Origin of the sequence: Neisseria sp. P0008.S002 (assembly GCF_051962805.1) — a bacterium.
GTDB lineage: Bacteria > Pseudomonadota > Gammaproteobacteria > Burkholderiales > Neisseriaceae > Neisseria > Neisseria perflava.
In genome coordinates this window covers 1-21,051 of sequence record NZ_JBQCUY010000001.1, presented here as the reverse complement: position 1 = coordinate 21,051, position 21,051 = coordinate 1, and the positions used below count along the sequence as shown (strand labels likewise).

At 48.5% G+C, this 21,051-nt stretch carries 16 protein-coding genes, 1 tRNA gene and 2 pseudogenes; 9 read left to right on the top strand and 10 right to left on the bottom strand.

The window, feature by feature from the left end; genetic code table 11:
* Positions 1-19: 19 nt before the first annotated feature.
* From eno to argB, 3 genes are all read right to left on the bottom strand, one after another.
* Positions 20-1,306: a phosphopyruvate hydratase gene (eno, locus tag ACTHSA_RS00095; protein WP_440367558.1), complete on the bottom strand. Its 1,287-nt coding sequence runs from the start codon at positions 1,304-1,306 to the stop codon at positions 20-22.
* A gap of 40 nt (positions 1,307-1,346) precedes the next feature.
* Positions 1,347-1,505 (bottom strand): hypothetical protein, encoded by a 159-nt coding sequence (locus tag ACTHSA_RS00090; RefSeq protein ID WP_440367560.1) that lies wholly within the window; start codon positions 1,503-1,505, stop codon positions 1,347-1,349.
* Positions 1,506-1,567: 62 nt separating this feature from the next.
* A complete protein-coding gene (gene argB, locus ACTHSA_RS00085) occupies positions 1,568-2,455 on the bottom strand; it encodes an acetylglutamate kinase (RefSeq protein WP_049323441.1) in 888 nt (295 codons plus the stop codon).
* A 174-nt stretch (positions 2,456-2,629) separates the two neighbouring features.
* Between argB and ACTHSA_RS00080 the strand changes: the two genes are divergently transcribed.
* Both ACTHSA_RS00080 and lgt read left to right on the top strand, forming a co-directional pair.
* Positions 2,630-3,760 carry a M14 family metallopeptidase gene (locus ACTHSA_RS00080; RefSeq protein ID WP_003746205.1) on the top strand — a complete coding sequence of 377 codons (1,131 nt, stop codon included), beginning with the start codon at positions 2,630-2,632 and terminating at the stop codon, positions 3,758-3,760.
* Between the two features lie 74 nt (positions 3,761-3,834).
* On the top strand, positions 3,835-4,695 hold the full coding sequence (gene lgt, locus ACTHSA_RS00075) for a prolipoprotein diacylglyceryl transferase (protein ID WP_004520768.1): 861 nt from the start codon (positions 3,835-3,837) through the stop codon (positions 4,693-4,695).
* Between the two features lie 77 nt (positions 4,696-4,772).
* Here the strand turns inward: lgt and trkA are convergent, their stop codons facing one another.
* The 5 genes and pseudogenes from trkA to ACTHSA_RS00050 form a co-directional block, all read right to left on the bottom strand.
* Entirely contained in the window at positions 4,773-6,185 is a 1,413-nt protein-coding gene (trkA, locus tag ACTHSA_RS00070; protein ID WP_049335872.1) for a Trk system potassium transporter TrkA, read from the bottom strand.
* A 95-nt stretch (positions 6,186-6,280) separates the two neighbouring features.
* Positions 6,281-7,732 (bottom strand): annotated as a pseudogene (locus tag ACTHSA_RS00065) (DASS family sodium-coupled anion symporter).
* A gap of 212 nt (positions 7,733-7,944) precedes the next feature.
* Entirely contained in the window at positions 7,945-9,198 is a 1,254-nt protein-coding gene (locus ACTHSA_RS00060) for a complex I 51 kDa subunit family protein (RefSeq protein ID WP_049335869.1), read from the bottom strand.
* Complete coding sequence (locus ACTHSA_RS00055) at positions 9,195-10,823, bottom strand: FAD-binding protein (RefSeq protein ID WP_049335867.1); 1,629 nt, start codon at positions 10,821-10,823, stop codon at positions 9,195-9,197. The genes ACTHSA_RS00060 and ACTHSA_RS00055 overlap by 4 nt, the downstream gene beginning before the upstream one ends.
* Positions 10,823-11,461 (bottom strand): 2Fe-2S iron-sulfur cluster-binding protein, encoded by a 639-nt coding sequence (locus ACTHSA_RS00050; protein WP_004520763.1) that lies wholly within the window; start codon positions 11,459-11,461, stop codon positions 10,823-10,825. The genes ACTHSA_RS00055 and ACTHSA_RS00050 overlap by 1 nt, the downstream gene beginning before the upstream one ends.
* Positions 11,462-12,316: 855 nt before the next feature.
* On the opposite strand from ACTHSA_RS00050, the gene ACTHSA_RS00045 reads away from it, so the two are divergent.
* Together ACTHSA_RS00045 and ACTHSA_RS00040 are read left to right on the top strand one after the other, a co-directional pair.
* The gene (locus tag ACTHSA_RS00045; RefSeq protein ID WP_003746217.1) at positions 12,317-13,840 is read left to right on the top strand and encodes a fumarate hydratase; all 1,524 of its coding nucleotides are present in this window, start codon (positions 12,317-12,319) and stop codon (positions 13,838-13,840) included.
* A gap of 154 nt (positions 13,841-13,994) precedes the next feature.
* Positions 13,995-14,071 (top strand) — tRNA-Pro (locus tag ACTHSA_RS00040).
* 154 nt (positions 14,072-14,225) lie between these two features.
* On the opposite strand, the pseudogene ACTHSA_RS00035 reads toward ACTHSA_RS00040, so the two are convergent.
* Positions 14,226-14,762, bottom strand: a pseudogene (locus ACTHSA_RS00035) (formate/nitrite transporter family protein); the annotation flags it as partial.
* 71 nt (positions 14,763-14,833) lie between these two features.
* The gene (gene yciA, locus ACTHSA_RS00030) at positions 14,834-15,268 is read right to left on the bottom strand and encodes an acyl-CoA thioester hydrolase YciA (protein WP_004520760.1); all 435 of its coding nucleotides are present in this window, start codon (positions 15,266-15,268) and stop codon (positions 14,834-14,836) included.
* A 124-nt stretch (positions 15,269-15,392) separates the two neighbouring features.
* Between yciA and pip the strand changes: the two genes are divergently transcribed.
* The 5 genes from pip to ACTHSA_RS00005 all read left to right on the top strand — a co-directional run.
* Positions 15,393-16,322: a prolyl aminopeptidase gene (gene pip / locus ACTHSA_RS00025; RefSeq protein ID WP_004520759.1), complete on the top strand. Its 930-nt coding sequence runs from the start codon at positions 15,393-15,395 to the stop codon at positions 16,320-16,322.
* Between the two features lie 120 nt (positions 16,323-16,442).
* Positions 16,443-18,731 (top strand): CRISPR-associated helicase/endonuclease Cas3, encoded by a 2,289-nt coding sequence (locus ACTHSA_RS00020; RefSeq protein WP_070695383.1) that lies wholly within the window; start codon positions 16,443-16,445, stop codon positions 18,729-18,731.
* Between the two features lie 79 nt (positions 18,732-18,810).
* A complete protein-coding gene (locus ACTHSA_RS00015) occupies positions 18,811-19,839 on the top strand; it encodes a nucleoid-associated protein (RefSeq protein ID WP_070625752.1) in 1,029 nt (342 codons plus the stop codon).
* A gap of 1 nt (position 19,840) precedes the next feature.
* Positions 19,841-20,779: a GapS4a family protein gene (gene gapS4a, locus ACTHSA_RS00010; protein WP_070625750.1), complete on the top strand. Its 939-nt coding sequence runs from the start codon at positions 19,841-19,843 to the stop codon at positions 20,777-20,779.
* Positions 20,780-20,782: 3 nt separating this feature from the next.
* Positions 20,783-21,051, top strand: a 269-nt coding sequence (locus ACTHSA_RS00005; protein WP_440378775.1) for a hypothetical protein, incomplete at its 3' end; no start/stop codon positions are given.

The following is a 21,051-nucleotide window of genomic DNA, read 5'->3' as shown; positions in this document are numbered from 1 at the left end:
TCAATATCCTATATTCTGCTTATTTGCCCAATTGGTAGAATGCGGCTTTGCCAGGGTAGTAAGCGGCTTCGGCCAATTCTTCTTCGATGCGCAACAATTGGTTATATTTCGCCATGCGGTCAGAACGGGACAGGGAGCCGGTTTTGATTTGCATACAGTTGGTAGCAACTGCCAAGTCGGCAATGGTGCTGTCTTCGGTTTCACCGGAACGGTGGCTCATTACGCTGGTGTAGCGGTTGCGTTTGGCCAAGTCAACGGCTTTCAGGGTTTCGCTCAATGTACCGATTTGGTTGACTTTGACCAGCAATGCGTTTGCCACGCCTTTTTCGATGCCTTCAGCCAAGATTTTTGGATTGGTTACGAACAAGTCGTCGCCGACCAATTGAACTTTGCCGCCCAATTTTTCGGTCAGCAGTTTCCAGCCTTCCCAGTCGTTTTCGTCCATACCGTCTTCGATGGAAACAATTGGGAATTCGTTAACCAGGCCTTCCAAGTATTCGGCAAATTCTGCGCTGGTGTAAGAGCGGCCTTCGGCTTCCAAGTGGTATTTGCCGTCTTTGTAGAACTCGCTGGATGCGCAGTCCAGGGCGAACAATACGTCTTCGCCTGCTTTGTAGCCTGCGGCTTCGGTTGCTTCTACGATCAGTTGCAGGGCTTCTTTGTGGCTGTTCAGGTTAGGTGCGAAACCGCCTTCGTCGCCCACGGTAGTTGGGAAGCCTTTGGCATCACACAGTTTTTTCAGTGCGTGGAAAATTTCGGCGCCGCAACGCAGAGCTTCGCGGAAAGATTTTGCGCCGACAGGCATGATCATGAATTCTTGGATGTTCAGGCTGTTGTTGGCATGTTCGCCGCCGTTGATTACGTTCATCATCGGAACAGGCAGAGCCATTGGGCCTGCGCCGCCCAAGTAACGGTACAGCGGCAAGCCTGCATCTTCAGCGGCCGCGCGTGCTACGGCCATGGAAACGGCCAAAGTGGCGTTGGCGCCCAAGTTGCCTTTGTTTTCAGTACCGTCCAATTCGATCATGATTTGGTCGATATAAGATTGTTCGCTGGCATCGATGCCGATGAGGGCTTGCGCGATTTGGTTGTTAACGTGGTCAACGGCTTTCAATACGCCTTTGCCCAAGTAACGGGATTTGTCGCCGTCACGCAGTTCCAAAGCTTCTTTTTGACCGGTTGATGCGCCGCTTGGTACGGCTGCACGGCCCATGACGCCGGATTCCAACAATACGTCACACTCTACAGTAGGGTTGCCGCGAGAGTCCAAAATTTCGCGTGCAAAAATATCAACGATTGCGCTCATGAATATCTCCAAATAGGATGGTAAAAGAAAAGTAGCTTTGTTACGCTTCAGACGGCCTTGAGGATGATTGCCAAAGTCTGATGAATGCAGACATTATACCGTCTTTGCCGGGCATGGCATCGGCGTCGGTATGAAACCGACTGTAAGTTTGTTTCACGTCAATATCGGTCAAACAAACATAAGCTGTATAGTGTAACATTTTTTACCCTTTTTAGGGTGAAAAGCTGATTAAATCAGGCATAAGGCCGTCTGAAAATCAGATTAGCCTTCGCCTAAAATCATCGAGCCTACGCCGTCATCGGTCAGCACTTCCAAGAGCAGGGCGTTGGGAACGCGGCCGTCTATGATGTGCGTGGCTTTGACGCCGCTTTTGGCGGCTTCGACGGCGGAGGCAATTTTAGGCAGCATGCCGCCGTACAGCGTGCCGTCTTCAATCAGTTCGTCAATGCGGCTTGGCGTCAGGGTGGTCAATAATTTGCCTTCTTTATCCAGTACGCCGGGGATGTTGGTCATCATCAGCAGTTTTTCGGCTTGAAGTTTTTCCGCCAGTTTGCCGGCAACCAAGTCGGCATTGATGTTGAACGCTTCGCCGTTTTGGCCTACGCCGATGGGTGCGATGACCGGAATGCAGCCGCGTTCGACCAAGCCTTCTACCAAACGGGTATCGATGTCGGCCACGGTACCGACTTGGCCGATGTCCACGCCTTTTTGTTCGGGCGTGTCGATCAGGAGTTTTTCCGCTTTGATGAAGTGGTTGTCCCGGCCGGTAATGCCGACGGCGCGACCGCCGAAGGAGGTAATCATGGAAACGATTTCTTTATTGACGTGTCCGCCCAAAACCATTTCTACGATGTCCATGGTTTCGCTGTCGGTGACGCGCATGCCTTGAACAAATTCCCCTTTTTTGCCGACTTTTTCCAGCATTTCATTGATTTGCGGGCCGCCGCCGTGAACGATGACGGGATGCAGGCCGATCAGTTTGAGCAGGACGACATCGCGTGCGAAGCCCTCTTTTAAGGCCGACTCGGTCATGGCGTTGCCGCCGTATTTGATGACGATGATGGAGCCGGAAAAACGGCGGATATAAGGTAAAGATTCGGCAAGGACGCGCGCTTTGATCGCAGAGGAGACAGATTGTTGCTGAGTCATGGTTTCAACCTTGTTTCATGATTTCGGCCTTTATCTTAATCCCAAAGGCCGTCTGAAACAATATTTCCAAGCGCTTGAAATCCTGTTAAATCAGTTAAATGGTTGAAACCAGCCTCATGCAAACGGTAAAATGACGGTTTGCTTCGGCCTCTTTGCCGATTACTAAGGATACCCATGATGAAAATCAGCACCCAATTCGATGCCGGTTCGGTCGTTGTCAAAGATTTGAGCAACCCTGCCGATATCCGTCTCGCCCTGCGTCCCGACAATGCTTCGGAGTTTGCCCAATGGTTTTACTTCCGTTTGCAGGGTGCGGCCTATCAAAACTGTGTGATGCATTTTGAAAATGCGGCGGACGCTGCGTATCCTTTGGGCTGGGAGGACTATCAGGCTTGCGCTTCTTACGACCGCCAAAATTGGTTCCGCGTGCCGACCAGCTATGAAAACGGCGTGTTGACCATCAACCATACGCCTTTGTCCAACAGCGTTTACTACGCCTATTTCGAGCCTTATTCCAACGAGCAGCATTTGAACCTTTTGGGCGATGCGCAGGGTAGCGGTTTGTGCCGTATCGACGACTTGGGCAGTACCGTTCAAGGCCGTGACATCAATCTTTTGACCATCGGCAACCAAGTCGAAAGCGACATGAAAGTCTGGATTATCGCCCGTCAGCATCCGGGTGAAACCATGGCGGAATGGTTTGTCGAAGGTTTGCTGGGCCGTCTGCTTGATCCGCAAGATCCGACCGCGCGCATGTTGCTTGACCGTGCGACTTTCTACATTGTGCCGAATATGAATCCGGACGGTTCGGTATTGGGCAACCTGCGCACCAATGCCGCCGGCGCCAACCTCAACCGCGAATGGGAAAACCCGACTTTGGAGCGAAGCCCCGAAGTCTTTACCGTCCGCGAAAAAATGATGGAAACCGGCGTGGATTTGTTCTTGGATATTCACGGCGATGAAGGTCTGCCGTTTGTCTTTGTGGCCGGTACCGAAGGCGTGCCGAACTACAACGAGCGCATCGAAGCCTTGGAAGACCAATTCAAACTCGCGCTGCTCAATGCCAGCCCCGATTTCCAAGACGATTACGGCTATGACAAAGATGCGCCGGGTCAGGCAAACATGACTTTGGCGACCAACTGGGTCGGCAATCATTTCAACTGCCTTGCCTATACTTTGGAAATGCCGTTTAAAGACAATGCCAACCTGCCGGACGACGATTTCGGCTGGAACGGCCAACGCTCGCTGCGCTTGGGTGAGGCTATGTTGTCTGCTATTTTGAATGTGGTTGGCGATTTGCGTTAAACCGTCCGACACTGCATACAGGCCGTCTGAAAGTTCAGGCTTTCAGACGGCCTTTGAGATAAGGAACACACATTATGATGATACATCCCCAGTTTGATCCGGTGCTGATCAGCATCGGCCCGCTTGCCATCCGCTGGTATGCCTTGAGCTATATTGTCGGCTTTATCCTGTTTACGATTTTGGGCCGCCGCCGTATCGCGCAGGGCAATTCTGTGTTTACCAAAGAAACACTCGACGATTTCCTGACTTGGGGTATCTTGGGCGTCATCTTGGGCGGCCGTATCGGCTACGTTTTGTTTTATAAATTTTCCGACTATTTGGCCAACCCGTTGGATATTTTCAAAGTGTGGGAAGGCGGCATGTCGTTTCACGGCGGCTTTTTGGGCGTGGTCGTTGCCATGTGGCTGTTTGGCCGTAAGCACAACATCAGTATCTTGAAGCTGATGGATACCGTTGCGCCGCTCGTGCCGCTGGGCTTGGCTTCCGGCCGTATCGGCAACTTTATCAACGGCGAACTTTGGGGACGAGTTACCGAACTCAATGCTTTCTGGGCGATGGGTTTCCCCCAAGCGCGTTACGAAGATGCGGAAGCTGCGGCGCACAATCCTTTGTGGGCCGAATGGCTGCAACAATACGGCATGCTGCCGCGCCATCCGTCTCAGCTTTACCAGTTTGCCCTTGAAGGCATTTGCCTGTTTGTCATTGTTTGGATTTTCTCGAAAAAACCACGTCCGGCCGGACAAACGGCAGCATTGTTCTTGGGCGGTTACGGTTTGTTCCGCTTTATTGCCGAATTTGCCCGTCAGCCTGACGATTATCTCGGCCTGCTGACCTTGGGTTTGTCTATGGGTCAATGGTTGAGCGTGCCGATGATTGTATTGGGTGCGATTGGTTTTGTTTGGTTTGGCCGTAAAAACAGCGTTGCCAAAGCATAAATAAAACAAGAAATAAAGGCCGTCTGAAAAGGTTTTCAGACGGCCTTTTTATGGCTTCAAGCAAACGGATTTTGGGTTTAACCGAAAAAGCCCATTTTAACTTGAATGAGTTTCTCCAGTTCCGGCAGAACGCGGCGGCGTGAGACGAAGAAGATAATGTGGTCGCCGTCTTGGAGGATGGTTTCGGTGTGGTGTCCCATGATGACCTCGCCGGTTGCGCCGCGGACGATGGCGGAGATGTAGCAGTCGCTTGGCCATTTGATGCCGCTGATACGGCGGCCGACGATGGCGGAAGTGTTTTTGTCGCCGTGTACCACCACTTCAATGGCTTCGGCTGTACCGCGGCGCAAAGGATGGACGGCAACGACGTCGCCACGGCGGATGTGGGCGAGGATGGAGCCGATGGTAATCAGGTGGGGGGAAACGACGATATCGATTTTGTTGCCTTCGAGCAAATCGACGTAACTTGAGCGGTTGACGATGGTGATTACGCGTTTGGCACCAAGGTTTTTCGCCAGCAGGCTGGACATGATGTTGTTTTCGTCGTCGTTGGTCAGCGCGCAGAAGACGTCGATTTCGTCGATGTATTCTTCGTCCAGCAGGGTTTCATCGGTGGCGGAACCTTGCAGGACGAGGGTGTTGTCCAGATTCTCGGCTAGCCATTCGGCGCGGTGGGGTTTGTATTCGATGATTTTGATGTCGTATTTGGATTCGAGCTGTTTGGCGAGGCGGTAGCCGATGTTACCGCCGCCGGCAATCATGATGCGGCGGGTACGCGCTTCTTTGGGGCGCAGTTCGCGCATGATGATGTTGACGCTGCTGATGTCGGCGGTAAAAAGTACCTCGTCACCTTCGATGATGACGGTTTGCGGCGTGGGGACGATAAGGCGGTTGTTGCGGTAGATGGCGCAGATTTGGCAGTCCGCGCCTTCGGGGAGATGTTGGTTGATGTCGGCAATTTCACGGCTGATCAGCAAACCGCCTTTGCGAGCTTGAACAATCACCATGCGGACTTGGTCGTTGGCAAAGCTGAGTACCTGTAATGCGCTGGTGTAGCTGAGCAGGCCGACAAGTTGTTCTGTAACCAGTTGTTCTGGGCTGATGGTTTCGGTAATGCCGAAGATGTTGAGGCTGCCTTCTTCGGGTTTGTCGCTGCCGGCAACCGGATATTCGAGGTATTCGCTTGAGCGTACGCGTGCAATACGGCCGGGGATGTTGAACAGGTCGGCGGCGATTTTGGAGGCAACGATGTTGGTTTCGTCGCTGCGGGTCAGGGCAAGCAGGAGGTCGGAGTCCGCCGCACCTGCCTGTTCGAGGGTAAAGGGCGATGCGCCGTTGCCGACGATGGTTTGGACATCGAGGCGGCTGCTGATGCGGTTGAGCGCTTTTTCGTCGATGTCGATGATGGTAACGTCGTTGCTGGGAACGGAGGCAAGGTTTTGGGCGACGGTCGAGCCGACTTGGCCGCTGCCGAGGATGAGTATTTTCACGGTAATTGAGTGTGTTCGGTAAAAATGAAATTGTAACAAAAGGCCGTCTGAAATTGGAGTTTTCAGACGGCCTGAGTTTTAAATAAGCCAGAAGGTTACCAGTAGCCCAAAACTTTCCACCACAAGATACCGACAGTGCCGAAAATCAGGATTTCGAGCACGCTCATGATGAAGCCGGCTTTCCACCATTCGGTCATGGTTACATAGTTGGAGCAGTAAATGACAGGTGCAGAACCGGTAGCGTAGTGGGTCAGCGACATCATGATGCCGGTAGCGGCTGCCATAATCAGGGCAAACAGCATCGGTGGTGCGCCCAAGGCCAAGCCTGCGCCGTAGAATGCGCCGAACATGGCGGTAACGTGTGCCGTACCGCTGGCGAAAACGTAGTGGGCGTAGAGGTAGGCCAGCATCAACAGGGCACAACCGGCTTCCCAACCCAAACCCATGTGGGCGATACCGCCTTGCATGGAGTCGGACAACCAACTGATGAGGCCCAGTTTGTTGAGGAAGTTTGCCATCATCACCAAGGCAGCAAACCAAACAATGGTATCCCACGCGCTTTTTTCTTTCAGCGCGTCGTCCCAAGTCAGTACGCCGGTCAACAGGCACAGGCTCAAGCCGAGGAAGGTGGTGGCAGTAGCGTCCACTTTCACGCCAAACAGCATCTCAGGAATACCCGCCCACAACAGCAGCAGAACCAGGAAAATACCGAGCATGATTTTTTCTTCACGCTTCATCGGTCCCATTTGGGTCAAATGCTCTTTTGCCAATGCAGTGGCGTTAGGGGTTTGTTTGATTTCAGGCGGATACAGGAAATACAGCACCAGCGGCATCAGTAGCATAGCAAGCAGGCCGGGTACGATCATTGCCAAGAACCAAGTACCCCAAGAGAGTTGGATTTGTGAATTGGTGGCTTTGGCAACCAATTCGACCACCAGTGGATTAGGTGCGGTGGCGGTGATAAAAATCAGTCAGGTAATTACATTGGAGTGGAAGTTGACCAGTGAAAGGTATTTACCGATTTTGCCTTCCGTACCCTTTTCAGGGTCGGAGTCGAAGCTCAAGGCAATGGATTTCATAATCGGATGTACGATGGCACCGCCGCGCGCGGTATTACTCGGCGTTACCGGACCGATGACCAAGTCGGCAAGCGCTAAGCTGTAACCTACGCCCAGCGTGCGTTTGCCGAAGAGGGAAATCAAGAGGTAGCCGATACGCATACCCAAGCCGGTTTTCAACAGGCCACGCGAGATGATGATGGCGATACCGATCATCCAGATGAGTGAGTTGTTGAGGCTGCTCAAAGCGTCTTTGGTTGCGTCGGCGGCTTTTTCATTGGTCACGCCGGTCAGTGCAACCAAGGTAATGCCCAAAATCGCCATGGCGCCAATAGGCATGGCTTTGCCGATGATGCCGGCAATGATGCCGACAAACAATGCCAAAAGATGCCATGCGTCAGGCGATACGCCTTGAGGAACGGGGATAACGAACCAGATAAGCAGCGTCAGCACAAGTGCGACCGCAGCAGGAATTGGCTTGAAGCCCATTTTGAATCTCCTAATTTGAGGATTAAAGTATTGGGAAATCTGTTTTCAGACGGCCTGAGTGTCGCTTAAGCCTGTCTGAACGTATTTTGGTAGGTTCGGAAGGTATTTTTCTTATTGGGTTTCTCTTCCATCTTGGAAAGAAGAGAATGGGAGTCGGGTATCGTTTTTCAGACGGCCTTTATAGTAACAGGCCGTCTGAAAACAACGCCGTTTTACTCCTGTTCTTGCGGCAGGCCGTACTCTTCGGGGAAGGTACGCAGCGAGCTTTGCAACACGGTAACTGCGCCGTCAATCAAACCGCAACGGCCGCTTCGTGGCAACAGTTGGCACAGGCTTTGCAGGGCGCGCAGGTCGTCGGAAGTGCCGATACCGGTGTCCACGCGGTTGAGCAGGCGGGAAAGCTGGAATGTGCCGCCTTTGCAAGGCGGGCATTGACCGCATGAGTTGGAAGCGAAAAATTCCACATACTCGGCCACTTTGCGCACCACGCTGGTGCCTTCGGAAATCACAATCATCGCGCCGGTACCGAGGCTGGATTTGCGTTCGCGTACGGACACGAAGTCCAAAGGCACATCCAAATCTTTTACGGTCAAAAGCGTGTTTGACGGGCCGCCGGTAAATACGGCTTTAAACGTACGGCCTTCGAGCATACCGCCGCCGTGATCGTAAATCAGCGATTGCAAGGTCGTGCCCATTGGCAGTTCGTACAGGCCCGGATTCAATACGTCGCCGGAGAGAGAGTAGAGTTTTGTACCGGCCGCATCGCCCAAACCCAAAGATTTGTACCATTCCGCGCCTTTGGCAAGGATTTGCGGAATATTGGCGAAGGTTTCGGTATTGTTGATAAGGGTCGGCTCACCGTTGACACCGCTTTCGGCGGGGAAAGGCGGCTTGCGGCGGGGGAAGGGGAAACCGCCCTCCAGCCATGAAATTACGGCAGTTTCTTCGCCGCCGATATAACGGCCTGAAGTTTCAACCAGTTGCAAGTCCAAAGGTTTACCCAAGTAGTTTTCGATGCGGATAAACAAATCGCTGTTTTTCCATTGCTCGATGGCCGGTGTGATGGAAGCGATGGATTCGGTTTGATGAGGGTTGACGTACAAAATTGCTTTATTGGCACGGCAGGCAACGGCGGCAATCAGGACGCCTTCGATGACTTGGTGCGGCGTATTTGCCAGCAGTACGCGGTCTTTAAATGTACCCGGTTCGTCTTCGTTGGCATTACAGACGACGTATTTGTCGCCATTTTTGCTTTGGGCGGCAACGGCGGCCTCCCATTTGCGCCAAGTCGGGAAACCTGCACCGCCCATACCGCAAAGATTGGCATCTTGCAGTTTGGAAACAATGCTTTGAGGATCGGCAAGCGCAGCCAGCAGGCCTTCGCCGCCGCCGACTTTGCGCCACGCGGCTAAATCTGCGCCGACTTGGCGGGAAGGATGCAGTAAGTTTTGATTGGCTTGATTCATGATTGTTGCTCCTGCAAACCGGCGTGTTCGCGCAAATCGAATTTGCCGTAGTCGGGATATAAAACGGGGGCTTTGATGTCGCTGGTCAGGCCGGCCCGGGTCATTTCGCGTTGCAGGTCGTGGACGTGTCCGACACCGCCGCGTACTTTTTTCAGCGGCAGGCCGCAATTTGCCGCGGCTTTACCGGCACGGCGACCGAAGCTGATGATGTCCAAAAGTGCATTGCCCATCAGACGGTTGCGGCCGTGAATGCCGCCGGTTACTTCGCCGGCGCAATAGAGGCCTTCGACGCAGGTCGCGCCGTTGCCGTTGATTTCGATACCGCCGTTTTGATAGTGCAGGGTCGGATGAATCATGACCGGCTCAACAGCAGGGTCGATGCCGCATTTGTGGGCAACATGGCCGAGTGTTACTAGACGGTTCAATACGTCAGGGTCGTTAGCAATCAGGCGCGGGGTGTCGAGGAACACGCCGACTTGACCATCGCGTACCACGCCGCGGCCTTCGCGGCATTCGCGCAGAATCGCAGCGGCAACAACGTCGCGCGGTTGCAATTCGTCAACGAAACGTTCGCCCAAACCGTTGACCAGCTTGGTGCCTGCGGAGCGCACGGCTTCGGAAATCAGCGCGCCTGCCAAGTGCGGAGGGTGGGCAACACCGGTCGGGTGGTATTGGAAAGAATCGACATCGCGCAGTTTGGCACCGATACGGTAAGCCATTACCAGGCCGTCTGCAGTCGCGCCATAGTGGTTGGAAGTGGCAAAACCCTGCAAATGCAGGCGTCCGCTGCCGCCGGTTGCCAATACCACGGCTTTGGCGTGAACCAACACCAAAGAGCGTTTTTCCAAATCGTACAAAATCGCGCCGACGCAGCGGCCGTGTTCGTCCGACAATAATTCGATGGCGGGGTGGCGGTTGAGCTGGGTGATGTTTTCGTCGAGTTCGACAGCCTCGCGCAGTACGCGCATCATTTCGAGGCCGGTAAAGTCGCGGTAGCTCAGGATGCGCGGTACGGTCGTACCGCCTGCGCGTTTGCGGCTCAACATGCCGTTGCTGTCCGCGCCTTTGGCAAGGTCGAAGGTCATGCCCAAGCCAATCAGCCAGCGGATGGCGGACGGCGCATCGGTAACCATTTGTGCCACCAATTCTTTTTTGCCGACGTTGTGGCCGCCTTTGATGGTGTCGTCAAAGTGTTGTTGCAGGCTGTCTTCTGCGCCGACCGCTGCTTGAATGCCGCCTTCGGCCATCACGGTATTGCTGTCGCCGATACGCAGTTTGTTCGCCATGATGACGCGTGCGCCGGCTTCAGTCGCAGACAATGCCGCTGCCGCGCCCGCACCGCCGCCGCCAATAACCAGCACGTCAGTGTTCAAATGTTCCGCGCCCGACAAATCATAGTCGTCAATCAGTGGATGACTGATCAGCAGTTTCGCCAAATCAGGATGGCAGTAATCGCCTTGGTTTGGACCGATAGGTAGTTTCACACGCGCATTTGCCTGATAGTCAGGGTGAAATTGGCTCAGTAATTCGTTCTTTTCAGGTAAATCGCCACGCAGCTCCAATGAGGACGCACGCAGGTTGGCAAGGGCGGTTTCGTAGTCTATGCCTTGGATTTTGTTAACCATTACACTGACTCCTCTTCAAATTCGACTTTCATTTTGCCGCTGTCGATTTCGCGTAGGCGGCGCATCAAATCCACAGGGCGCAACGTACGCGCCGCTTTCATACGGCGGGCGAACAGGCCCAAGTGGTTCGGACGGATGTGTTCTGGGCAGGAGAGGGTGCAGAGGTTGCACATCACGCATTGGTCAAAGGTCAGCGCAGCTGCGCCGAAATCGCCGGAAACTACCTGCGCTACGCCGTTTTCTACTTGCAAACCTTTAGGACAGGCGCGATTGCAGCCGCCGCAATGACGGCAGTTTTGCGCTTCTGGGAAGGCTTTGGCGGTATCGTCCAACCAGTTCCAGCCGTCACCAATTTCCCCGACGTCGTAATATTGGATATGCTCGGGAATAAAGTAGTCCAAGAAGCTGATATGCATGCCTTCTTCAACTTTAGTCTCGCATGCCAGTGCGGTGGTTACTTCGCGCTCGCCTTCTTTACGAATCATGCAGCGGCAGGAACCGCATACGCCTTGACCCATACAGCCGACATTGGCAGTAATCGCATTGCCTGAACGGGCATAGGCTTGGATGATTGACGAGTCGGCGGAAGCTTTGACTTCATGGCCGTCTATGGTCAGGGTTAACAAATTTTCACTCATGGTTTGTTCCTGTGAAATTGGAAGTTGGAATAGTGGGTAATTTGATTAATTGTATTTTTATTACATTTATTGCGTATGAGGAAAATATCCAAGTGATTTACTCGGAAATTCTTTTAAAATCAATGTTTATCTTTATGAGTCGAAGTGTATCAGAATTTAGTGGTTTTGATGATAGGGGTAACCTAAGGTTTTATAGAAGGAGGATTGCAAACAAAATATGCCTATTATTTAGACAAATTTATTACAACAACTTGATTTTAAAAGTAAAATAAAATTACTTTTTTATTATAAATTTTAAAATATTCGTATATTTACTAGTAAAAATCATTATTATATGTTAGACAATTTTACATAGATTGTTGTATATATTGAATAATATTCTTATAGGTAAGTAAGTGAAAAGATTGTTATAAAATTTCAGAAAATTAAATGAGTTTGATATCAGTCAAGAAGATTGAGGGAGAAAATGACACAGATTTTACAATTGTGTATCGTATTGGAAAATAAGAAAGGCCGTCTGAAATTTAGGTAGTTTCCTTTTAAATACAAGCTACTAAATTTCTTTCTCAGATACTTAAAGCAAACATTTTCAGACGGACTTGTAATTAGAATATCATTTAAAAATAATGTAATTTTATTTCTGTGTAAGTGAATGGTCAGTGGATATATATTATCAATAACCAAGTGATTTAATACGATATTAAATTCTATTTAAATCAATAAGGTATGAAAATGATATTGTCTGAATTATTCATTTGAAAGCACTATTACACTATTGAAGGCCGTCTGAAAAAATCGGTCTCTTAAAAAATAAACAAACCCTTCCTACCATGACTCCCGAAAAGGAACACAATCATGACCGTCATCAAGCAAGAAGACTTTATCCAAAGTATTTTCGATGCTTTCCAATTCATCAGCTACTACCATCCTAAAGACTACATTCAGGCTTTGTATAAGGCTTATCAAAAAGAAGAAAACCCTGCCGCCAAAGATGCGATGGCGCAGATTTTGGTCAATAGCCGTATGTGTGCTGAAGGCCATCGTCCGATTTGTCAGGATACCGGTATTGCGACCGTATTCTTGAAAGTGGGCATGGATGTACAGTGGGATGCCGAGATGAGCGTACAGGAAATGGTTAACGAAGGCGTACGCCGTGCATACACCTATCCTGACAACAAACTGCGCGCCTCTGTATTGGCCGATCCGGCTGGTAAACGTCAAAATACCAAAGACAACACCCCTGCCGTTGTACATATGGAAATCGTAAAGGGCGACAAAGTCGAAGTCACTTGCGCAGCCAAAGGCGGCGGTTCTGAAAACAAAACCAAAGTTGCCATGCTCAACCCTTCAGACAATATCGTTGATTGGGTATTGAAAACCGTTCCTCAAATGGGTGCCGGCTGGTGTCCTCCGGGCATTTTGGGTATCGGCATCGGCGGTACGCCTGAAAAAGCAGTGTTGATGGCCAAAGAAAGCCTGATGAGCCATATCGATATTCAGGAACTCAAAGAAAAAGCCGATTCCGGTGCAGAATTGTCTACAACCGAAGCCCTACGCTTGGAACTCTACAAAAAAGTAAATGCCTTGGGCATCGGCGCACAAGGTTTGGGCGGTTTGAGCACCGTGCTGGATGTCAAAATCCTTGACTACCCAACCCACGCGGCTTCCAAACCGATTGCCATGATTCCAAACTGCGCGGCTACCCGCCACATCGAATTTGAATTGGACGGCTCAGGCCCGGCCAAACTGGAAGCCCCATCTTTGGAAGACTGGCCGGATTTGACTTACAGCCCGGACAACGGCAAACGTGTCGATGTCAACAATCTGACCAAAGAAGAAGTGGCAACATGGAAAACCGGCGACGTGTTGTTGCTGAACGGTAAAATCCTGACCGGACGCGATGCCGCGCACAAACGTTTGGTTGATATGCTCAACAAAGGCGAAGAATTGCCGGTAGATTTCACCAACAAACTGATTTACTACGTTGGCCCGGTTGATCCAGTCCGTGACGAAGTTGTTGGCCCGGCCGGTCCGACTACTTCCACCCGTATGGATAAGTTTACCCGCCAAATGCTGGAACAAACCGGCCTCCTGGGTATGATCGGTAAATCCGAACGCGGTGCAGCAACTTGCCAAGCCATTGCCGATAATAAAGCCGTTTACCTGATGGCTGTCGGCGGCGCGGCATATCTGGTTGCCAAAGCCATTAAAGCATCTAAAGTCTTGGCGTTCCCAGAATTGGGTATGGAAGCGATTTACGAATTTGAAGTCAAAGACATGCCTGTGACCGTTGCGGTGGATAGCAACGGTGAATCGGTTCACGCCATTGCGCCAAAACAATGGCAGGCCAAAATCGGTATTATTCCGGTTGAAGCTTGATATTTGCCTGGATAATCAAAGGCCGTCTGAATGATTTTAGACGGCCTTTTTTTGTTTACAAATAATTTAAATGTTTTCAAACGAGTAAATTTCCCTTTCTAAAAAGCACTTGTCAAAATCAGCGTTTGAAACTAGAATTCAGAGCTTATCGAGTCGGAGTGTGGCGCAGTCTGGTAGCGCACTTGCATGGGGTGCAAGGGGTCGAAGGTTCGAATCCTTTCACTCCGACCAAAAAATTGGAAAGAGTCGTTTTAAAAACGGCTCTTTTTTCGTTTGGATGATTTATCTGAATAATGTGTCCGAATGGATTTTAAAACTTAATACCAATGCCGTCTGAAACAAAACCTGCTTTCTCAAAGCAGGTTTTGTTGTTTCTAAAGCAGGGCTATTCGGCACTATCTTTCAGCGTGTCTTTATAAGTATAAAGATAAGACGCGCCGACAAAGGATGCACCACCGACGACATTGCCCAAGAATACGGGAATCATGTTAAAGAAAAATTGCCCCCATGTGATGTTTGCGCCTGCCAGAATACCCGCTGGGATAACGAACATATTGGCGACAAGGTGTTGGAAGCCGTTTAATACGAAAATCATGACGGGGAACCAAATGGCCAGCATTCGTCCGGTTGTGTTTTTAGCGGCAAAATGCAGCCACGCGCCCATGCAGACCATCCAGTTACATGCTACTGCCGATACAAAAGCGCGGCCGAAATCCATATGGACTTTTGCCTCCGCCACAGCAATGGTTTTTTCTGCCATGCTGCCTTCAATCATACCGACATAGTACCCAAGGAAAAAAGCCATTGCCAGTGTGCCCACCAAATTGCCCATGCAGACGATAACCCAGTTGCGCAGCAGCATTTTGGAGGAAATCCGTCCGGCCAATCTGCCTAAAGACATGATCATCATATTGCTGGTTACATTTTGCTTCTGTATGAAAAAAGGCCGTCTGAACATTGAGGTTTCAGACGGCCTTGTTTTGATTTTTAAACTTACAAATGTGCCAGCTTTGCATTGCCTTCGCGAGGAATAGGGCGCGGATTGCCTTGTGCATCGATAGCGACGTAAGTGAACACGGCTTCGGTGACCAGTTGGCGGTCTTCCGTTACCATATCGTTCATCAAAGTCTTAACCCATACCTCGATTTTCAGTTGCAAAGAAGTATTGCCTACGCGGACACAATGACCGTAGCAGCACACGACGTTGCCGACCTTTACCGGTCTGATGAAATTCATTTCTTGAACGGCTACGGTTACAATTCGTCCCTGTGCGATTTCTGCCGCCAAAATACCGCCGCCTAGATCCATTTGCGACATAATCCAGCCGCCGAAGATATCCTGATTAGGGTTGGTATCGCGCGGCATGGCTACCGTACGCAATAAAAGTTGTCCTTCGGGTGCCGCATGTGTTTGTTTGTTGTCAGTCATAAATAATCCTGTCAAAAAAGTGCTATTTTACGCCATTTGTGGCGATAAACCTATGTAGGCCGTCTGAAAAATCAGCAGGTAAAGTGTTACAATCAACCTATTCATCAGACAAAGGAGAAAGCTCATGCATCCGATTCAAGAACCACGAAATAGCGGCCTTTTGCGCGTATCCGACATTCACGAAATCTACTGGGAAGAGTCAGGCAATCCTGATGGCCACCCCGTGATTTTCCTGCATGGCGGCCCCGGAGCAGGCGCATCACCGGCCTGTCGCGGCTTTTTCAACCCAGAGCATTTCCGCATCGTCATCATTGATCAACGCGGTTGCGGACGCTCTAAACCGTATGCCTGTATTGAAGACAACACCACATGGGATTTGGTTGCCGATATTGAAAAAGTACGCGAAATGCTCGGCATTCAAAAATGGCTGGTTTTCGGCGGCTCATGGGGCAGCACCTTGTCGCTGACTTATGCCGAAACCCATCCCGATCGCGTCAGCGGCTTAGTTTTGCGCGGTATTTTCCTGTGCAGGCCGTCTGAAATGGCATGGTTGAACGAAGCAGGTGGCGTAAGCCAAATTTATCCGGCTCAATGGCAAAAATTCATTGCCCCCGTAGCCGAAAACAAACGCCAAGCCCTAATTAAAGCCTACCATGAAATGCTGTTCAGCGAAGATGAAGCTACGCGCCTCAAAGCAGCTAAATCATGGGCAGATTGGGAAAGCTACCTTATTCGGTTTGAACCTAAAGACGTAGATGAAGACCCGCAAGCCTCCCTTGCCATCGCAAGAATGGAAAACCATTACTTCGTGAACGAAGGTTGGTTGCAGGGCGATAAAGCTATCTTGGCAAACATCGACAAAATCCGCCATATCCCAACCATCATCGTCCAAGGCCGCTACGACCTATGCACCCCGATGCAAAGCGCGTGGGAACTCTCGCAAGCCTTCCCAGAAGCGGAATTGAGAATCGTCCAAGCAGGCCACTCTTCTTTTGATCCTTCGCTTTCCGAGGCTTTAGTGAAAGCAGTGGAGGATATTAGAAGTAAGTTATAAAGGTAATAAATGACAATGCCGTCTGAAAAAGTTTCAGACGGCATTTTTTCTATTTACATATTAAATTTAATATCATATTATCATTGCATGATATCAGTTTGAATTTTTTAGAATTTCAATATGAAACCCTTAATTTACTACGCCCATTCCGCGCAAGATAAACTCGGTAATCTCTTACCTTATGAACGTTGGCAAACCTTGCAAAGCCATTTGGTCAATGTTGGGGAAATAGCGGCGGAGTTTGCTCGGGTATTCGGGGCGCAGGAAATTGCCTACCAGACGGGACAGCTTCATGACTTAGGGAAATATTCGGAACCCTTTAATCACCGATTGCATGGTGGCCCATCAGTCGATCATGCTACTGCCGGAGCCAAAGTTGCCATCGAGCGTTGGGGAAATGTTATCGGCAAGCTGATGGCGTTTTGCATTGCGGGGCATCATGCCGGGCTGGCAAATGGAAATGGCGAAGGCGATAACCGCCGCACGTTAAAACAGCGTTTGGCGTTGCAGTTCGGCGCAGATATTCCCACCCTCGATAACCTATGGCAACAAGAAATCAAGCTCCCTCAAAACCTGTCCGCCCCACCACTCAAAGCCGATGCGCATCATCCTTTTTTCTCCTACGCCTTCTTTACCCGAATGCTCTATTCCTGTTTAGTGGATGCCGATTATCTCGATACCGAAGCCTTTTATTTAAACCTAGAAAACAACGCCGTCGAGCGCGGCGGTTATCCCGATTTAAACGCCTTACAACACAATTTCAATCAATTTATCAACGCTTTCCGACGACGTGTCGCCCAAGCTTCAGAGCAAACCGAAGCTGAAAAACGCAATGCCGCCTTAAACCGCCTGCGCAGCGAAATTCTCGATCATGCCGTAGAACAAGCGGCACAACCGCAAGGGCTGTTCACGCTCACCGTGCCGACCGGCGGCGGCAAAACTTTCACTTCCATGGCATTTGCGCTGGAATACGCCAAACGGCACGGTATGCGGCGCGTGATTTACGTCATCCCGTTCACCAGCATCATCGAACAAAATGCCGCTGAATTCCGCAAAGCCTTTGGCGAATTGGGCGAACAAGCCGTGTTGGAACACCACAGCACCTTCGACGATGGCAAACTGCAAAATGAGGCCACCAAAGACAAATTGCGACTTGCCTCGGAAAACTGGGACGCGCCGATTGTCGTGACCACTGCCGTGCAATTCTTTGAATCCCTCTTTGCCGACCGCTCCTCGCGCTGCCGCAAGCTGCACAACATCGCAGGCTCCGTCATCATCCTCGACGAAGCGCAAATGCTGCCGCTCAATCTGTTGCTGCCTATCATGCAAGCCATCAAAGAATTGGCGCAAAACTACCGCTGCAGCGTCGTCATGTGCACCGCCACCCAGCCAGCCGTGCAAGCCGAAAACGGCTTCTATCGCGGCTTTGAAAACGTGCGCGAAATAGCCCCAAAACCGACCGCACTTTTCGACAAACTGCGCCGCACCAGCGTGCAACACATTGGCACACAAACCGACGCCGACCTGCTCGCCAAACTTGGCGAACACCCGCAAATGCTCGTCATCGTCAATAACCGCCGCCACGCCCGCAGCCTCTACGACCAAGCCAAATACCTTGAGGGCACATTCCACCTGACTACCTTAATGTGCGCCAAACACCGTAGCCAAAAGCTCGATGAAATCCGAGGCCGTCTGAAAAACGGCAAACCCTGCCGCGTTATCGCCACCTCCTTAATCGAAGCCGGCGTTGATGTGGATTTTCCGCTGGTGATGCGCGCTGAGGCAGGCTTGGACAGCGTCGCCCAAGCCGCCGGACGCTGCAACCGCGAAGGCAAAAGGCCGTCTGAAAACAGTTTTGTCTGGATATTCGCGCCCGAAGAACAATGGAAAGCCCCTCCAGAACTTGCAGCCCAAGCAGCCGTCATGCGTCTGACCGCCGACAGCTTTTCAGACGATCTCTTATCTACCCAAGCCGTCGCCGCCTACTTCGCCGAGCTTTATCAATTAAAAGGCAGCGAACTGGACAATAAAAAAATCCTGAAAATGCACAACGATGCAGGGCAAAGCCTCGATTTCCCATTCCAAACCATCGCCGACAAGTTCCGCATGATCGAAAGCCATATGCAGCCGCTGATTATTCCGTTCGATGTTGATGCCGAAAACCTCATTAGCAGCCTGCACCACGCCGACCACATTGGCGGACTGCTACGCAAATTGCAACCCTACACCGTCCAAATCCCCGAAAAAGCCCTCGCCGCTTTGTATAAAGCGGGACGTATCGAACCGATTAACGAGAAAAACTTCGGCAAACAGTTTTATACGCTGATTGGACTTGATTTGTATGATGATGTGGCGGGGCTTTCTTGGGAGGATACAGCGTTTTTGAAGGGAGAGAGTTTGGTGTTTTGATTAACTTAACAGCTTTAGAAAAAAAATATTGCATTCTCCTAAAAGTAGGAAGATAATTGACTCGTAATGAAAATTACGAGTGATTGGTGGAGATAAGATAATGACTGAGAAATTTGATTTAAGTGAAGCAAAAGTTGAAAAAGTAATTGTTCATAAAATAGGGAATCAGTTCAGAGATGAAGGTATGCAGTTATCAGATGCTGAACTAGAAAGCCACTCAGCGTTAGATGAACTTTTATTAAAACATTTTCTTCTTCCTGTTTTAAGGAGTGAAAATGAATATACTCTAACTCATGAATCTAATATCAATCTTAATTTAGTTAAGCATTATACATCGCTGATATTTGAAGATAATGAAAATTTCTTTAATGCTTCTTTGGCTATAGCAAAACATTTATATATTTGCTCATCTCACCCAAATATTGGCGGAGGAGAATTTATTGAAATATTATTTACTGGAATAAAATATGCTGAACAATATATTCAGGCTATTGGCTTATTTAGAATTGAGACCAAAAACAGTTATTTAGATATTGAAAATCACAATGGAATCATTGAGATTATTAAACGAGATGGTATTGCTATCGATTCTATTCAAAAAGGCGCTGTAATTTTATCTATTGAAGATATTACTTTTATTATTGATAGCTTAGGAAAGAAAACCAAATATTGGTTAGAGTCATTTATAAAAGCAACTCCTAAAAATACTCCTAAAAAATATACACAAATAATCGGTGGCATTAGTGCTGCAATTTCCAAGAAAATTACGAATCCAGAAAATATTTTGAAATTTTCAGAATCTTTAGCAAATGAAGATTCATTCTCAATTAATCAGTTAAAAAAAATATCTAGTAATTTTCTTCGTGAAGAAGATATTAATTCTATTGTAGATGGATTTGGTATTAAACATGGGGTTGATTTAGATGTGGATTTTTCAGTTGATAAATCAAGACTATCAAAATATATCAAAGTAATATCAAAGAAAATTCCGTTATTAGATGGCATAGAAATTGTGATTTCAAATCCTAATACAAAAATTATGTCATTTGAAGTTCAAAAGACTGATTTTGGTTATAAAGCAATCGTTGATATTAAAGAAGGAAAATAATATGGCAGGTGAAATTTCAAAAAAATCTGGTGATATTGGTGAGAAGATTGCTGAAAAATTGTTAGAGAAAATAGGGTGGAAAGAACAAATTCATAATATTTCGATTGCATGCTCTGATGATAATCATGTAAATAGTTCAGGAAATCAAAAGAAAAGTCATGGAGAGGATATAATATATTTATATGATACTCCATTTCATGATGATACGACGGTTATAGCTCATATTTCTGTTAAACATAAAATGGAAGGATATGGAACTAGTGAGTCTGCTGTTACTAGCGAATTCAGGAGTCATATTAAAGGGCTTGAGGAAATTATTGCATGTGCAAAGTATGATGAAGAATTCAATTCATTGATTGGGCTGACTACCATCAAAAAGAATCGAAAAGATATTGGGATACTGATTTGGTTACATAGTAATAAAAATGAAATTGATCGAAGCATTTTGCCTATTATTGCAAAGTCTAGACCAGATTTAAAGGGCGATACCCCCTATTATATTATAGATAGCGCTAGAGCAAGCTTTCTTTTAAAAGTAATAAATGATTTAGAAAAACGATCTAATAAAGGAGAGTATCAATTTTATTATCCTAAGATCGGAACTTCTATTTCAGTTGAATCAGATAGAAAAGGTCATTTTTTACCTATAGAGTTAATTGTTTCAGATATTATACCAGTTATTGTTTCAGCAGATAGTCAAAATCAATTTTACTTATATAGTAGGGAAAGTTTCAGCGATATAGCGTATAAAAATCTTATGGCCTATGCTTTAAATTTTTCTGCTGGCTTAGTTGCAAAAATTTATATTGGATTTCCTGATTACAATTCGGTCATCAATAAAGATATGGCTAAAATGATTCGTTCTTTATTTAAAGATAGAAGAGAAGAGATCATTCCTTTTTCTTACAATAGTTCAATTTTAGATTTGCTTCAGGAGTAAACAATGGAAAATAAATTAGATCTAAAAGGTTTGATTCCATCTGGAAATGAATTACGAGTTCTTCTCAATAGCAAACATATTTCTGAAGGTGAAATAAATAATACCTTAAAAAATAAAGGTGTATTTTGTGGGAATGGTGATAAAATTTTTTCTGTTCCCCTTCTTGTCGCTACACTGTTAACATCAAATGAATACTCTAATATTATTGATAAATCAATTGCAAGAAATTTAAAGCCTAAAAGTAAAATTTCAAAATTAGAGTTGTCTAATGA